Raw genomic sequence first — 16,670 nt, 5'->3', positions numbered from 1 at the left:
TTCCTAACCACTTTTAATGGTCCGGTGCACAGCTTTACTGTGGACCGTGGCACTGAGTTTAGTGGGCTAGTATCACTTGAATCACAATATGGTATTAAGACCTATTACTGCCATGCTTATACGCCAGCTGAACGTGGTAGTAATGAACGCTTTAATCGGAATTTACGTTATTTTTATCCTAAAGGGACTCGTTTTGAGCACATTAGTGCTCAAGATTTAACGACGACGTTACTCCAAATTAACCAGCGACCGCTTAAAATACTCGACTGGCAAACACCGTATCGGGTTATGCTGACAAATTTGTCCAAAAATTCGGATTAAATTTGCAATCTACCATAAACCAGTTTTTAGTGCAAATAAAATTTGTTTTTGATATGGGTCCATTATTTTTCTAGTTGACAACGCATACATTAATAACTACAATAACTTTCAGTATTGCGTGTAATACATTTAGTAAGCATTAGCAATATAAAATAATAGGTATTATAAATAAGGTGTTATCGATTTACTAATTGAGCATGACTTATTTCCTAAATATTTGAGATTATTAAGTTATTTTTTTGAATAGGGGTGACCACTTGAAGATCAAACGCACACTTAATAATAATGCAGCGATTGCAGAGAATCATGATGGCGTTGATGTTCTTGTAATGGGTCCAGGAATAGCCTTTGGGAAAAAAACTGGTGACTCAGTTGAGATTTCAAAAGTAGAAAAAACTTTATTTCTCAAGAATAAAGAAGTAATGAATAAGTTTACCGATTTGGTCATTGATGTACCAATGGATCAAATTGAAATTGCTGAAAGAATTATCAATCTTGCCAAGATGAAACTTGGTAAAAGGCTAAATGAGATTGTTTATGTTAATTTAACAGATCATATTCATATGGCTGTGAAGCGTGCCCGTGATGGAATATTCTTGAGTAATCCATTGAAGTGGGACATAGCACGTTTCTATCCGGATGAATTTTCAGTTGGTAGTAAAGCGGTTGAGGTAATCAACGAATCTCAGAAAGTTAATTTAGCTGATGATGAAGCTGCTTTTATCGCTATTCATTTTGTTAATGCAGAAAGTGAGGATAATTCAGAACAGAATCAAGCATATGAGATTACCAAAATAATCAAAGAGTGCGAAGATATTGTTAAAGATTATTTTCATACCGAGTTTGATGAGCAGTCACTTAATTATTATCGTTTCATTACTCATCTAAAATTCTTTGCACAAAGAATCTTACAAGGTAAGCATTATGATGATGAAGACGACGATGATCTATTAGAAACATTGGAACATAGATATGCTGAACCATATAAGTGTTCTAAAAAGATAAAAGAATATATCTCAGAAAAATATAACTTTACTATCGCGGGTTCGGAATTGTTGTATTTAACAGTTCATATTAGTAGATTAGTAAAGAATCTTTAGAATTTTTAAATTATAAAAGGGTGTTATCGTAAATACGAGCATGACCTAATTAGTTTTCTACAAGGAAAACGGATTGGGTCTTTTTTTATTGCATAAAAGAAAGCGCTTATATTAAGAATTTGCCTGAAAAATATAGGAGATGTGATCATGAGTATAAAGGATTCTGCCAAGCAGATCTATGACACAGTTGGTGGAGAAGCCAACATTAATTATTTAACTCACTGTGTAACACGTTTAAGATTTAGATTAAAGGACGAAAGTAAAGTTGATGATGAAAAGGTCAAACAGATTCCTGGTGTTATGGGAATAAATCATCAAAATGGCCAATATCAAGTAATTATTGGTAATGCCGTATCAGATTACTACGATCAAGTTATTAAATTGGGTGATTTTCCAACCGATGAAAGTGGTGATTCCAATAAAACTGATACCAAAGAGGAGAAGGGAAATCTCTTCGATCAATTTACTAGTTTCATTTCATCATGTATGTCACCTTTGATTCCCGCTCTTATCGGTGGTGGGATGATCAAAGTTATTTTGATCTTATTAACCACAGTTGGTTGGATGAGTGATAAGAGTCAAACATATACTATTCTAAGTGTATTTGGCGATGCTCCTTTCTACTTCTTGCCAATTGAATTAGCCATTACTGCTTCTAAGTATCACAAGGTCAATCAAATGATGGCAGTTATTGCAGGTGCCATTTTGATTCATCCTAATTTCATTACATTGGTAAATTCCGGTAAGGCGATCCATTTGATGGGGCTACCAGTCACAGCAGCTAGTTATTCTAGTTCTGTTATTCCAATATTACTAATTGTTTGGGCTATGAAGTATTTAGAGGCTTTCTTGGAAAAAGTTGTGCCATCTAGTTTTAAGAGTATTTTGAAACCATTACTTGAAATATTTATTGTTGGTGTTGTTTCACTTGTAATCATTGGACCTATTGGAACATGGGCCGGAGAACTACTTTCAGGAATCGTATTACTTATTCAAAAACACGCTGCATGGCTTGCAATGCCGTTGATGGCAGCCTTTATGCCACTGATTGTTATGACAGGTATGCACTGGGCCTTTTCACCAATCTTTTTGGCCGCTTCAATTGCTTCACCAGATAGTTTGATTCTACCTGCTATGCTTGCCGCTAATATTGGACAAGGTGCAGCTAGTTTAGCTGTTGCCGTTAAGACTAAGAACAAGAATACTCGTCAAATTGCCTCAGCTGCTGCTGTTTCTGCATTACTGGCTGGTGTTACCGAACCTGCTTTATATGGTGTTACATTGAAATATAAGAAACCATTGTATGCTTCAATGATTTCGGGTGCTATTACTGGTTTATTCATGGGAATTGTCAATCTAAAGGCATTTGCTTTCGCCGTCCCATCAATTCTAGCTATTCCACAATTTGTAAATAAAGCTATACCTAATAACTTTATCTATGCTTTGATTGTTTTAGTTGCTTCACTTGTTATTACCTTTGTTTTGACATTGGTCTTTGGTTTTGATGATGGTACACCAGCTTTAGCAGTTGATGATGCTAAGACACCTGATACACCAGAATCAAATATTGAGTCAGGTGCAAAAGATACTAAAAAAGTTTTCAGTCCCGTTAAAGGCGAAATGATTAATTTGGATAGTGTAAATGATCCAACCTTTGCTCAAAAAATGTTAGGTGACGGAGTAGCAGTTATTCCAGAAGATGGTAAGTTTTATGCACCATTTGATGGTGTTGTTGAAACTGTCTTCCCTACAAAACACGCTATTGGTTTAAAGAGTGATAGTGGTATTGAATTATTAATGCATATTGGATTGGATACTGTTGAGCTTAAAGGTGAACCTTATGATGTTAAAGTTAAGGCAAATCAAAGAGTTAAGAAGGGTGATTTACTAGTTAATGCTGACTTGGATAAGATTAAAAAGGCCGGCTATGAAACAGTAACACCACTTATTGTTACAAATACTAAGGATTTTGTTGAAATTGTTCCAAATGAAAAAACAACTGTTGATAATGGGACTGTTTCATTCTACGTCGTTTAAAAAGGAGAATTATTATGACTGAATTTCCAAAGAATTTTTTATGGGGTGGAGCCACTGCTGCTAATCAACTTGAGGGTGCCTATGATGAAGATGGCAAGGGATTATCAATTGCCGATGTTTTACCAGGTGGACCCAAGCGTTTTGAAATTGTAAACCAACCTGATTTTGATTGGACTATCGATAAAAATAAGTATCGTTATCCAAATCATGAAGGAATCGATCATTATCACCGTTACAAGGAAGATATTAAACTTTTTGCTGAAATGGGATTTAAGTGTTATCGCTTCTCAATTGCTTGGAGTAGAATTTTTCCAAATGGAGACGATAAAGAACCCAATGAAGCAGGGTTGAAGTTTTATGATAATGTGATTGCTGAATGTTTGAAATATGATATTCAACCAGTGCTTACAATTAGTCATTATGAAATGCCATTGAATTTAGTTAAAAATTATGGTGGTTGGAAGAATCGTAAGTTGATTGATTTTTATGAAAGATATGCTTCGGTTGTTCTACATCGTTATGCCAAGAGTGTTAAATATTGGATGACATTCAACGAAATAAATTCAGCACTTCATTTCCCAGTTATGGGCCAGGGTTTGGTCAAATCTAATGGTGCAGATGACATGCAAAATATTTATCAAGCATGGCATAATCAATTTGTTGCTGGTGCTAAGGCAGTTAAAATTGCCCATGAAATTAGACCAGATATTATGATTGGATGCATGTTACTTTACGCTACGACCTATGCGTATGATGCTAATCCTGTTAACCAATTAGCTGCATTGAAAGAAAATCAAACCTTTAATCATTTCTGTGGAGATGTTCAAGTACGTGGTACTTATCCAGCTTATACAGAATCAGTCATGAATCGTTATGGATTCAGTTTTAAAGATCTTGAGGTTACTGATGCTGACTTGAAGGTTTTGAAAGAAAATCCGGTAGATTACATTGGATTCTCTTACTACATGTCAACAGCTGTTAATGTTACTGACAAGAAGTTAGCAACAGCCAAAGGGAACCTTGTTGGCGGTGTAAAAAATCCATTCCTTGAGGCTTCAGATTGGGGCTGGCAGATTGACCCAACTGGTCTTAGAATTGCCTTGAATGAACTATATAACCGTTATCAAAAGCCTGTCTTTGTTGTAGAAAATGGATTAGGCGCGATTGATAAACCTGATAAAAATAATTTTGTTCAAGATGATTATCGTATTGATTATTTGCGTAAACACATTGAAGCCATCGGTGGAGCTGTTGAAGATGGCGTTGATGTAATGGGTTACACACCTTGGGGATGCATTGATTTAGTCAGTGCTTCAACAGGTCAAATGAGTAAACGTTATGGATTTATCTATGTTGACTTAGATGATGAAGGCCACGGAACACTTAATAGATATAAGAAAGCTTCATTTAATTGGTACAAAAACGTTATTGCTACTAATGGTAAAGAATTATAAAAAAACAAAAGTCGTCCTTTTTAGGGCGACTTTTGTTTTTGGATTAATATAATCAAACTATACAAGAGATGAGGCTTTTAAATGGAAATAACTAATGCAACACAAGCAGATTTATCAGAGATTCTAAGGATTGAACGTTTAGGTTTCACAGTTGAAGAAGCAGGAACTAAAGAACAATATCAGGATCGAATTAATAAATTGTCGACTACTTTTCTAGTTGCCAGAATTGATGATCAAGTAGCGGGTTTTGTTGTAGGACCAGCGATAAAAGAAAAATACGTTGAAGATTGGATGTATGAAAAGACCCCGGATAATTTGTCCGAAGGAGGCAATTAAATAATTTTTACGATTGCGGTAGATCCTAAATATCAAGGATATAGTATTGGTAGTAAATTGCTAGATGCTATTAAACAAAATGCGTTTATTCATGACCGAAAAACTGGTAAACCTAATACCTTGTACCTTAAGCCTGTTCAAACAGAGCTCTTATTGTACCGTCAATGGCTGCTTCATCATCAAGTGTTTTACCGGCCGTCTTCATTGCCGTAATTAAGGTACCTTCGGTAAAGGGCACCGGTGGTGTCGTTTCTTTTTGCGGTGTTTGCAGATTCGCTGGAACTTGGTCGCCTTGGTGAACGATCGGTAGGGTGGCTGCCTCTTGCTGGTCGGTTTTGTGATCATCAAATAAAGCTTGCCAACCTTGCTTAGTTGGGACCTTACCGGTTGCTTTAAAATTGGCGTCACCAACTTGGGTGATAATGGTGGTTTCTTCGTACTCGTACGGGTCAGCAAACATCGCTAACGTCGTCCTTAAAACCAGGTCATAGACTTGTTGCTGTAATTTAGGCAAGCTGGCTAGTTTCTCTTTCGTCGGCACGACTTTAGTCATAATAATGGCATAGTGTTCTTCAACTTTTTTCCCATCAACATAGCGTTTGTTCGGAGTGGTATTGGTTAAAGCGACTGGCTTAGAGACCAAACCCAGATACTTCGTCAGATTAGCCACTAAATAATCAAATTCTTCATCAGTGATATAAGCACAATCCGTTCGGGGATAACTCAGCAACTTGGCTTCATATAAACTTTGAATGGCCGCTAAGGTTTGGATGGCACTGGCGTGATAACGTTTATTCATGGCACTTTGGAGACTGGATAGTGAGAATAGTTGGGGACTAGCACGCTTTTTGCCTTGTTTTTGGACGTCCTTGATTAAACCGTCCTGCGAGCCTTTATGAACGTGTTTAGCTCGCATGAATGTCATTAGCCCTGCTTCGTCTTTAAATCGCTGATAGGGGTCTAATTTTGCGACGAATTTTTGCTGATTAGCAAGAATTTCAGCATTTAGTTCAAAATAGGGCTCCGGCTTAAAGTTTTTGATTGCCTGGTCTCTTTGATAGACCATATACAAGGTTGGCGTCTGCACGCGACCAATTGAGTATAGCTGACTGTTAATTCTAAAGTACCAGGAAAGGAATCATCCGTTTCGCTTAAAGTCTTTTTTAAGATAATCTGTCCCTGCTCTTGATTGACGGTTACGTTAAAGAACTGCTGAGCAAAACCTTTTGGACCGCCATGCAGGGAATTAGCCTCTTCGTTTGGCAGCGTTTGGATCAGCTTTTGCTTTAAAACAAAACGAGCCTGATCGATTCTGCCGGCCGTGCGGGCAATCACCCGGTTTAAATACAAGTCGTTATTTATATAGTCTTTAATCCTGTCGCCCTGTAACAATAGTTGTCTTCTTTGGCCTTTTTCTAAAACCGAAAACTCCTGCCAGATACCGGCGAAGTTTAAAACACTGATCCTGGTGCCGGACTGGTTCTCTAAAGTATATTTGACGACTCTTTGTTTTTTGTATTGGCCGAAATCTGTTTCTAGTGTACGCATTAGTGAACTCCTTTGAATGATTGAAATAGAACAAGGGGAAGTAGGCAGGCTTCCTTGGTGGATGAAGCCCGCCTACAAAAACCGTATAAACAATAAAATCAATTTATACGGAATAACATGAATATTTGAACTGTATAATCTTATTTTGCTTTAGAATATCTTGATTCTATTTCTTCCAATGAATGGCCACGAGTTTCGGGGACACAAGTCTTAACGAACAAAGCACCAAATAAACAGATGACTCCAAAAATCGCAAAAACTACTTCTTGAGACATGGAAGCCGTCATAATTGGGAATAAAAGTCCAACTGCCCAAGATCCAATCCAATTAAAAGAAGAAGCCAAGCCGGCTGCCCTACCACGAATGGCTAATGGGAATATTTCACCGACCAATACCCAGGTCAATGGAGCCCAAGTTGCCGAATAAAAGGCTACATATAAACAGAGGAAAACAACGATCATCATTTGGCTTGCATGAGGATCTATCCACCTGATGATTGCAGGCAAAATGAAAGATAATCCCATAATCGTACCAGCAAACATTAGTAATGTACGACGATTGAATTTTTCAGCAATCCACATAAATACAAGCGAACCGATAACTAAAATAACTCCTTGTATAATAGGCCACATTAATGCGGAAGTAGCTGCCTGACCGGTTGCTTTTTGAACAATCAACGGGATGTAATAGAAAATCGCGTTAGCACCCTGAAATTGTTGAAAGGCTGCAACACCAACGCCAGCAATTACTAAGTAACGATACTTTCCACTGAACAATGCGCTCCATGATGTCTTTTGAGCTTCTTGCTCTTTATGAGCGGTTTCTTTGATCTGATTAATTTCGTTATTAATTTCTCCTTCAGAAGAACGAACATAACTCATAACTTTTCGGGCTTCATCAGGGCGGCCATTCTTAATCAAATAACGAGGAGATTCTGGTAACTTCATAACTCCTAAATAAAGAATGATCGCAGGTATGCAAGCGAATCCAAGCATTAGACGCCATGCAATCTGATTTGGAAGCCCTTTAAGAATATAGTCGACGATATAAGAAATCAGCATACCAGAAACAATCATTGTTTGATTCAGTCCAGAGAGCCTACCGCGAATTGCCGCAGGCGCTAATTCAGAAATATATGCCGGAACCAAAGCAGAGGCGGCTCCAACTGCCAGACCCAAAAAAATTCTCATAATAATAAGGTAGTAAGAACCATTATTAGGAGCAATTGCAGATAGTACTGAAAATACTGCAAAAATTATTGCGGAAATTAGAATCATTTTCCGGCGACCCAAACGATCAGCCAATTGTCCTGCCAAGGCTCCTCCGAAAATGGCTCCAAACATGACCCGAGGTAATCCAGCCAACGATACCGGCACTATTGTATAAATTCCAGTCCTTTTCCAAGAATGGTAAAGCACCGGTCATCACACCGATATCGTAACCAAATAAAATGCCTCCGAACGCTCCAAAGAAATAGATAAAACGACTTGAAATTTTTTCTTCATTCATGACCCAATCCTTTCTTAACTTTTAATTTGCGGGAATAAAATAAAGAAAAAATCTATTTAATATTTATATAGGTCAAATCGAACATTCTACTTAAGTCAGTCAGTTGTTCGCTGTCAACAGCGAAAGTCAAAACAGTATGATGGCCACCACCAGCAGTTAGCCAAGCCTCGGCACCATTCTTTAAACCAACCTTCGGTGTCCAAAGTTGCTTAGCAACCGGCAAATGTGGTGTCTCTTTCTCAGGTTTATTACCTGTTACGTCATAACTGATTAGTTTGAACTTATCACCAAAATCAGCTAGAGTAACATCTACAGCATCCCCACTACGACCAGTGAATACCAAACGGGCTGGATCAGCTTTTCCACCAATATCAAGCGGATGAACTTCAACACGTGGTTTATCGGAAGCGATTGTTGGGTCGACTTCCAACATATGCGAACCTAGGATTGCCTGATGTCCAGAACGGAAATCCAAGGTATAATCTTCCATAAAAGCGGTGGCTTCATTATGACTCAAAATTTTGAGAAAACGATCAAGAGGAGCCGTCTTCCAATCACCTTCACCAGCAAATCCGTATCCTTCGGCCATCAACATTTGAACAGCCAAACCTGGCAATTGTTCCAAACCAACCAAATCTTCGAAATTGGTGGTAAAAGCAGAATAGCCTTTTTCATCCATGAACTTTTTAATTGCAAGATATTCACGAATTTGATATTTAACATTATGTTCAAATTTTTCAGGTGAATTGTCTCCAGAAATAAAATTGTATTTATCCTGCAATTCTGCATAAACTTTGTTAATTTTTGTTTCATCAACAGCATTGACATATTCAACCAAATCGCCAACGCCCCAATAATCGACTGTCCATCCCAATTGAATTTGAGCTTCGATTTTATCACCATCAGTGACTGCAACATTGCGCATTTTATCTGCAAATGTTACAACCTTGATCTTGTAGCTCTCGTTATAAGCAACCGCAGTATCCATCCATTTAGAAATCTGTTTTTGGATGCCTTCATCGGCCCAGTGTCCAAAAATAATCTTATTATGCAAGCGCAGACGGGCATTGATAAACGCATATTCACGATCGCCATGAGCTGATTGATTCAAATTCATATAATCGAAATCAATCGTGTCATACGGAATATGATCCAAATATTGGGTTGCCAAATGTAGCAAAGGTTTCTGCAACAATTCAGTCCCACGAATCCAGTTCTTAGCGGGCGAAAAAGTGTGCATCCAAGTAATTACCCCAGCGACAGAGTCATCATAATTAGCATCCTTCATAAATTTGGTAATATTATCGGCCGTGGTAGCCACTAATTTGAATTCAATTGGATATGGTAGTTTACCCGAATTATTTAATTTTTCAACAATATCGCGTGCATCATCTTCAACGTGCTGTAATTGTTCCGGACCGTACAAAAATTGTGAACCGGTAACAAACCAAAATTTATAATCATTAGTTTTTAACATTTATTTTTTCCTTCTTAATCATTGATAAAACTTCACGCTCTTGGAGCGTGACCGGTTGATTTAGCATTATTTTGCCCATAATAGGCATTTGTTCCATGCTTACGGTAATAATGCTTGTCTAAAAGAAACTGAGGAACGTTGATGTCATCGTTTGTAAGTGTCAGAGAATGATAGTCCATTTCGGCAACGACTTCGAGTATTTTGGCATTATGAACTGCTTCAGCAGCGTCTTTCCCCCAGGAAAATGGACCGTGCTGGCGAACCAAGACGGCTGGTACTGCCATTGGATCAATCTTGTCATTCTTAAATTTACGTTCGATTACCTTACCGGTATTTAATTCATAATCATTTTCGATTTCTTCTTTAGTTAAAGCAGGTGTTACTGGCACCGGACCATAAAAAGTGTCAGCATGAGTTGTACCAAGAGCCGGAATACTCATACCAGCCTAAGCAAAAGAGACAGCCCATGGACTATGAGTATGCACAATACCACCAATTTCAGGAAAAGCACTATACAAATAAGCGTGAGTAGGTGTATCGGAAGAGGGGTTCAAATCTCCTTCTACAACCTGACCTTTCAAATTAACAACAACCATATCTTTTGGACTTAGCTTGTCATAATCGACACCGGATGGTTTGATAACAAATAAACCTGATTCCCGATCAATTTGGCTGACATTGCCCCAGGTAAAAGTGACCAGATCATACTTGGGTAACAACATATTGGCTTCGTAAACTTTCTCTTTTAAATCTTCAAGCATCAATCAACCTCCGTATGTTCTATTGCAGCTTGTTCAATATCCAAACCCTTTTGATAACGATCCATAAATTTATGGGTCCCAGGAAGGTCATCATAATTAGGTTCAATCGTAATTGTCGAAGAAGCCGAGAAGACTTTGCTCTTCAAATACTCCGCCAGGGAAAGCTCTGAAGCCTTATCGACATAGGCAGCCAGAATCGCAATTCCCCAAGCGCCGCCTTCAGCCGCATTCTCAGTTACTGAAATCGGTGTTTCCAAAACATCGGCCAAAATCTGCTGAGCTACTCTGGGTGTTTTAAACAAGCCACCATGACCAGTTAAACGATCGATTTTAACCTCTTCTTTTTTGAGAATATCCATTCCGATTTTCAAAGCGCCAAAGACCGAAAGAATTTGTGCCCGCATCAGATTTGCAATCGTAAACTTACTCTCAGGACTGCGGACTAATAAGGGACGACCCTCTTTAAGCCCGGTAATGTTCTCACCGGAATAATAGCCATAAGTCAAGAGATTGCCGGCATCGGCATCGGCATCTGTTAGAGCACTGAAAAACAAAGACCTGAAAACTGTCTCCTTATCGAGCTTTTTCCCGGCCAATACCAAAAACTCTTCAAATAAATGCATCCAGGCATTAATATCGGAAGTTGCGTTATTGGCATGAATCATCGCGACATCATCGCCGGTTGGCGTTGAAACAACATCAACTTCCGGATAAACCTTTTTTAAAGGATGTTCGAGCACAACCATTGAAAAAATGGAAGTTCCGGCTGAAACATTGCCACTGCGCTGATTAACCGAATTAGTCGCAACCATCCCGGTCTCAGCATCGCCCTCTGGAGGACAGAAAACAGAGCCATCTTGTAAATCGCCACTTGGATCGATTAATAAGCTGCCTTCCTTGGTCAACTGACCGGCATTTTGTCCAGCCAAAAGAACTTTGGGAAGAATCCGTTTAATATCCCAAGGCTGTTTTTCAACTCCATCCAAATCAGAAAATTGATCAAGCTTTTTTGATCATAATCTTTGCTGTTTGAATCAATAGGGAAAATCCCAGAAGCGTCCCCAATTCCGGTAACTTTCTTGCCGATCAATCGCCAGTGGACATATCCAGCTAACGTCGTCATAAAATCAATTTGAGAAACACTTTTTTCTTGATTTAGAATTGCCTGATAAAGATGAGCAATACACCAGCGTTGTGGAATGTTGAAATTAAATAGTTTCGACAACTCTCCAGCAGCTTGTTCGGTAATCGCATTACGCCAGGTTCTAAATTCCGCCAGTTGTTTGTCTGCTTGATCAAAAACCAAATAGCCATGCATCATAGCCGAAATTCCGATCTGACCAATTTTAGAAAGCTTAAAATCATACTTATCTTTAACTTCGGCTTTTAAATCGGTATAACTGGCTTGAAGCCCTTTCCAAACATCATCCAAGGAATAAGTCCAAATACCATTAACTAATTGGTTATCCCATTCAAAGCTGCCGGAGGCCAAAACCTCAAAGTTATTTGCATCAATTAATACAGATTTAATCCGGGTTGAGCCAAACTCAACGCCAAGAGCTGTCTGTCCTTGCTTTAAACTATCTAATCGGCTCACAATCCGCCTCCTTTTTTAATAAGAATCTGAAGTCTAAACGCTTGACTAAATAAAAAAATATTTAGAGCAGATTTTTTTGTAAGCACTTTTTAACATATTCTTGTAAGTGCTTACACAAGAAATGATAAAACATTCGTACATATAAATCAATTACTTAATTTAGTTTTACGTATGAATTTTTTGTAAAAATAAAAAACGGTTAATAAAACCGTTTAAATAAATTATTAAATTGGCATAACTGATTTTCTCAAAACTAATTCCGGATAATAGGTAATCGATTTCACTGCTTTATTATCGATTAAATTAAGAATCATCTTACCGGCATCCCTCCCCATTTGAGACTTAGGATGCGATAAGGTTGTTAAAGTTGGTGTTATATAACGGCTGATATTGTAATCGTCAAAACCAATAATTGAGATATCTTCCGGTATTTTCCATCCCTGTTCTTTAAGATTATCGATTAAAGCTATTGCGAGTTGGTCATTGTAACAAATAATTGCGTCGGGCTTATCAACAGTTTGATTTTTGTAAAAATTAGTAATCCGAGTAAAAATTTCGTCGTAATCATCTGTTGATTTATACATGATAGTTGTTTGTCGATCAGAAAAATAAGGATGTCCTAGATAAGCGTCCGCAAAACCTTTCATTCGTTCAACACCTTGAATATCATCAATTTGAAAAACGCCCATAATACGCCGATGACCAATTGAAAAAAGATAATTGGTTAATTCAGAAAGGCTTCCTCTACCGTCTGTTTTCAAACAAGGAAAACCGATTCCGGGATAACTTGAATTGATAAAAACAGCCGGTACATCAAGTTTTTTTATTTGTTGATAAAGATCGAGATTTTCTCGATTGACAGCACTTTGAGTTGGCTCGATTATCCAAGCCGATGGTTTTAGTTTCAACAATCTCAATAGGTTATCTCTTTCACGCTTGGGATCATTATGCGTATTAGCCAAAATTAATGAATATCCGGCATCAGAAATAACTTTATCAATAGCATTAATAATATTTGGAAAAATATAATCAGCAACATGTGTGGTGATAACGGCAATTGTTCTTAAGTCTTCATCAGCCTTGTTTACTTTGTGCCAATCTTTAATATACATTCCATTACCCTGAACGCGGCGAACAAAATTTTCGTTAACCAATTCATCGATTGCACGTCTAATAGTAAAACGACTGACATCGAATTCCGCCATAAAATCAGATTCCGTTGGCAATCTGTCACCAATTTTGTATCGCGCAGACAGAATATTATTCTTGACCTGCTGTTTGATTATTTTGTACTTTGCTTTATTAGCCGGCATATTAATTATTATTCTACAACCTGTTGGAAATACTAATTACATTTCGATTTAAACGCTGTTGAAATGGGTTTAAAAAGAATTGAAGAAAAAGCAACTTACTTTTTCTTCAATTCTCTCGCTAGAAGTTCAAGCAAAAAAATTACCGGGATCTGCGATGTTGCGTTTATCTCATCAGGAAATACTTCCTCACCGATATTATAAGAAAGATTAATATCAGAAAGTTTTGCAACCATACTATAGCTTGTATTAGTGATACTGATTATTTTGCACTTTAAATTCTTTAAACTAGTAATCTGCTTGATAACCTCATGTGTTTCACCGCTAACCGAAAGCACAACCATAACTGTGGAACTAATATCCTTTTCAATTAACTGAAAAGGATAGTATGGATCCTTATTGTAAAAAGAATTTATTCCAAAATTAGCAAATTGGCGCGATCCATATTCTGCCAATATTCCTGAAGTTCCAATTCCGAAAAAGAAGACCATTTTGCTGTTTTCAATTACATTTTTTATATCCGTAATTGTGTTTTGATATTGATCCAATAAAGGACGATTAAAAAAATCCCGTGAAATATCGATTAAATGATCGCTCTGGCCATACACCTGAATTGCTTGTAATTTGTTTCTAAAATCAAATTTTAGTTCATAAAAACTATTAAAACCCATTTTTTTAATGCATCTTAGAACAGAAGCAGGAGAAACGTGAATCGTTTTCGCTAGATTACGAAGATTTGATTTGATGACTTCATCTTTATGCGACATCAAAAAATCGTAGATATCTGTTTCTGTCGATGTGAAATTAAAAATATTTCTTTGTGACATAAAGCTCTCTTAATGAGACATCAATTAAACTAAAAAACAATTAAATTGTTACATAATTTTAATTTTGGAACAAGTTACAATAATGCACCCTAAATCATCTTTGGCTTAAACAAATTAATGTTAGCGATTTTATTATATAATGTTCAATGAAAGGGAGAGGATCTCGGCCCATGGGAGAAAAGAGGTGGGAAAGGAAATACTTGGGTTATCTTCATAAAATTTGTAATTTATTAATTTCAAAAGAGGAGATATATATTGAATAAACTTTTTTTGCCGAAAAATTTTTTGTGGGGAGGCGCCGTAGCGGCCAATCAATTAGAGGGCGGCTGGGACCAAGACAACAAAGGCCTCAGTGTAGCCGACATTATGACTGCCGGAGCCAATGGAAAAGCACGGGAGATTACCGATGGAATTGTTAAAGGCAAGTATTACCCCAATCACGAGGCCATCGACTTTTATCATCGCTATAAAGAAGATATCAAGTTATTCGCCGAGATGGGTTTTAAATGTTTTCGAACCTCGATTGCCTGGACGAGGATCTTTCCCAATGGAGACGAAGAGCAACCCAACGAAGCCGGCTTGAAGTTTTACGACCAGCTATTTGATGAATGCCACAAGTACGGTATCGAACCGGTCATTACCCTCTCACATTTTGAAATGCCCTATCATTTGGTTAAAGCCTACGGCGGCTGGCGTAACCGAAAACTAATCGATTTCTTTGTTCGCTTTGCCAAGACGGTCTTTAAACGTTATAAAGACAAAGTTAGCTACTGGATGACTTTTAATGAGATCGACAACCAAACCGATTATACAAATCGCTTCTTAATGGCTACTAATTCCGGTTTGATATTAAAAAATGATCAAAGTGATGCGGAAAGCTTAATGTATCAGGCGGCTCATTACGAATTGGTTGCCAGTGCTCTAGCCGTCAAGCTTGGCCACAGTATTAATCCTAATTTTCAGATCGGCTGCATGATCAACATGACGCCTGTTTACCCGGCTTCCTCAAAACCAGCTGATATCTTTCAAGCAGAAAAAGCAATGCAAAGGCGCTACTGGTTTTCCGACATTCACGCTCTGGGAAAATATCCGGAAAACATGGAAGTATTTTTGAAACAAAACAATTTTCGCCCGGATATCACGAGCGAGGACCGAATAGTATTAAAAGAAGGAACTGTCGACTATATTGGATTGAGTTATTACAATTCAATGACCGTTCAATCAAAAGAAAGCAACCCGGGCTTTCATTTCATCGGTCCGGAACTGACCGTTGATAATCCAAATGTTGAAAAAAGCGATTGGGGATGGCCGATCGATCCGTTGGGACTTAGGTATTCTTTAAACTGGCTGGCCGACCACTATCACAAGCCCTTGTTCATTGTTGAAAACGGTCTGGGAGCCTATGACAAAGTCGAAAATAGCCAACAGATCCATGACCCTTATCGAATCGCTTATCTAAAAGCTCATATCCAGGCAATGATCGATGCGGTTCAAGAAGACGGGGTTAAGGTCATTGGTTATACGCCCTGGGGTTGTATCGATCTGGTTTCCGCCGGAACCGGACAGATGTCCAAAAGGTACGGTTTTATCTATGTCGATAAAGACGACCAGGGCAAAGGCAGCTTAAAAAGACTGAAAAAGGATTCCTTTTTCTGGTATCAACAGGTTATTCAGTCAAACGGCAGTCAATTAGATTAATAGTGAAAGGAACAATAATGGCAGAGAAAAAAGTAATGTTGGTTTGTGCGGCCGGGATGTCGACCAGCCTACTGGTAAGCAAGATGCAAAAGGCGGCTAAAGAGCAGGGAGAAGATGTTGATATCTTTGCCACGGCTGCTTCCGATGCCGATAACAAACTAGAAAGCGAACAGCCGGATATTTTAATGCTCGGACCCCAGGTCAGCTATATGCTCTCCCAGTTTAAAGAAAAGGTCAAAATCCCAGTTGAAGTAATTAACATGCAGGACTATGGGCTGATGAACGGAGAAAAAGTTTTAAACCAGGCTTTAAAAGAGATCGGCTAAGATGAGTGAAGAGATTGAAAACCAAAAGGTCATCATGAGCCTGATCATCGCCGGCGGCAATGCCAAAGGAGCATCCTTCTTAGCCATTAAGGCCGCAAAAGAAAAAGACTTCAAAGAAGCCGAACTAAAACTAACAGAAGCCGATCGTTTTCTAGCCCAGGCCCATAACGCCCAGACTGATATGTTGACTAAAGAAGCAAACGGAGAACACGCCCAAATGAGTCTGTTAATGGTCCATGCCCAGGACCATGTCATGACCGCGATTACCTTTCGTGATCTGGCCGGTGAGATAGTTGAGCTGTATAAAAGGATCGAGGATAAATGATAACGAGCAGATATACAGATTGAAATAAAATGAATTGATAAAAA

General features: G+C 38.1%; 12 protein-coding genes and 5 pseudogenes. 9 read left to right on the top strand and 8 right to left on the bottom strand.

The features are described 5' to 3' along the window. The 6 genes and pseudogenes from A3G9_RS1000000110050 to A3G9_RS1000000110710 form a co-directional block, all read left to right on the top strand. The coding region (locus tag A3G9_RS1000000110050) for an IS30 family transposase (protein WP_018025264.1) at positions 1–321 on the top strand (321 nt) is incomplete at its 5' end. A gap of 257 nt (positions 322–578) precedes the next feature. After that, complete coding sequence (gene licT / locus A3G9_RS0108835) at positions 579–1,421, top strand: BglG family transcription antiterminator LicT (RefSeq protein WP_002821423.1); 843 nt, start codon at positions 579–581, stop codon at positions 1,419–1,421. 147 nt (positions 1,422–1,568) lie between these two features. Further along, on the top strand, positions 1,569–3,458 hold the full coding sequence (locus A3G9_RS0108830) for a beta-glucoside-specific PTS transporter subunit IIABC (RefSeq protein ID WP_002821421.1): 1,890 nt from the start codon (positions 1,569–1,571) through the stop codon (positions 3,456–3,458). Positions 3,459–3,472: 14 nt separating this feature from the next. After that, the gene (locus A3G9_RS0108825; protein WP_002821420.1) at positions 3,473–4,912 is read left to right on the top strand and encodes a glycoside hydrolase family 1 protein; all 1,440 of its coding nucleotides are present in this window, start codon (positions 3,473–3,475) and stop codon (positions 4,910–4,912) included. Between the two features lie 81 nt (positions 4,913–4,993). Continuing rightward, positions 4,994–5,248, top strand: coding sequence for a hypothetical protein (locus A3G9_RS0108820; RefSeq protein ID WP_002821419.1), 255 nt, complete (start codon positions 4,994–4,996; stop codon positions 5,246–5,248). A 12-nt stretch (positions 5,249–5,260) separates the two neighbouring features. Further along, positions 5,261–5,434 (top strand): annotated as a pseudogene (locus A3G9_RS1000000110710) (hypothetical protein); the annotation flags it as partial. Here the strand turns inward: A3G9_RS1000000110710 and A3G9_RS01000000109695 are convergent. The 8 genes and pseudogenes from A3G9_RS01000000109695 to A3G9_RS0108780 all read right to left on the bottom strand — a co-directional run. Next, positions 5,415–6,314 (bottom strand): annotated as a pseudogene (locus A3G9_RS01000000109695) (DNA topoisomerase); the annotation flags it as partial. The pseudogenes A3G9_RS1000000110710 and A3G9_RS01000000109695 overlap by 20 nt on opposite strands. Then, positions 6,254–6,796: an aldose epimerase family protein gene (locus tag A3G9_RS1000000110040; RefSeq protein WP_018025308.1), complete on the bottom strand. Its 543-nt coding sequence runs from the start codon at positions 6,794–6,796 to the stop codon at positions 6,254–6,256. The pseudogene A3G9_RS01000000109695 and the gene A3G9_RS1000000110040, both read right to left, overlap by 61 nt. A gap of 140 nt (positions 6,797–6,936) precedes the next feature. Then, a pseudogene (locus A3G9_RS0108810) lies at positions 6,937–8,305 on the bottom strand (sugar porter family MFS transporter). A gap of 52 nt (positions 8,306–8,357) precedes the next feature. Further along, positions 8,358–9,782 carry an L-arabinose isomerase gene (gene araA, locus A3G9_RS0108800; protein ID WP_002821415.1) on the bottom strand — a complete coding sequence of 475 codons (1,425 nt, stop codon included), beginning with the start codon at positions 9,780–9,782 and terminating at the stop codon, positions 8,358–8,360. Between the two features lie 32 nt (positions 9,783–9,814). Beyond that, positions 9,815–10,543, bottom strand: a pseudogene (locus A3G9_RS01000000109685) (L-ribulose-5-phosphate 4-epimerase). Then, positions 10,543–12,140 (bottom strand): annotated as a pseudogene (locus tag A3G9_RS01000000109680) (xylulokinase). The pseudogenes A3G9_RS01000000109685 and A3G9_RS01000000109680 overlap by 1 nt, the downstream one beginning before the upstream one ends. A 224-nt stretch (positions 12,141–12,364) precedes the next feature. Then, complete coding sequence (locus tag A3G9_RS0108785) at positions 12,365–13,453, bottom strand: GntR family transcriptional regulator (RefSeq protein WP_002821414.1); 1,089 nt, start codon at positions 13,451–13,453, stop codon at positions 12,365–12,367. Between the two features lie 95 nt (positions 13,454–13,548). Beyond that, the gene (locus tag A3G9_RS0108780) at positions 13,549–14,277 is read right to left on the bottom strand and encodes a MurR/RpiR family transcriptional regulator (RefSeq protein ID WP_002821413.1); all 729 of its coding nucleotides are present in this window, start codon (positions 14,275–14,277) and stop codon (positions 13,549–13,551) included. A 255-nt stretch (positions 14,278–14,532) separates the two neighbouring features. Between A3G9_RS0108780 and A3G9_RS0108775 the strand changes: the two genes are divergently transcribed. Genes A3G9_RS0108775 through A3G9_RS0108765 form a run of 3 tightly spaced genes read left to right on the top strand, consistent with a single transcriptional unit; the run spans position 14,533 to position 16,626 of the window. Further along, positions 14,533–15,975, top strand: a complete 1,443-nt coding sequence (locus A3G9_RS0108775; RefSeq protein ID WP_002816931.1) for a 6-phospho-beta-glucosidase — start codon at positions 14,533–14,535, stop codon at positions 15,973–15,975. Between the two features lie 17 nt (positions 15,976–15,992). After that, positions 15,993–16,301 carry a PTS sugar transporter subunit IIB gene (locus tag A3G9_RS0108770; RefSeq protein WP_002820084.1) on the top strand — a complete coding sequence of 103 codons (309 nt, stop codon included), beginning with the start codon at positions 15,993–15,995 and terminating at the stop codon, positions 16,299–16,301. 1 nt (position 16,302) lies between these two features. After that, the gene (locus A3G9_RS0108765; RefSeq protein WP_002821183.1) at positions 16,303–16,626 is read left to right on the top strand and encodes a PTS sugar transporter subunit IIA; all 324 of its coding nucleotides are present in this window, start codon (positions 16,303–16,305) and stop codon (positions 16,624–16,626) included. The last annotated feature ends 44 nt before the right edge of the window (positions 16,627–16,670 follow it).

Origin of the sequence: Oenococcus oeni DSM 20252 = AWRIB129, assembly GCF_000372485.1 — a bacterium.
In the GTDB taxonomy this organism is placed as follows: domain Bacteria; phylum Bacillota; class Bacilli; order Lactobacillales; family Lactobacillaceae; genus Oenococcus; species Oenococcus oeni.
The sequence above is the reverse complement of the archived record's forward strand: the minus strand, read 5'-3'. Positions and strand labels throughout refer to the sequence as shown.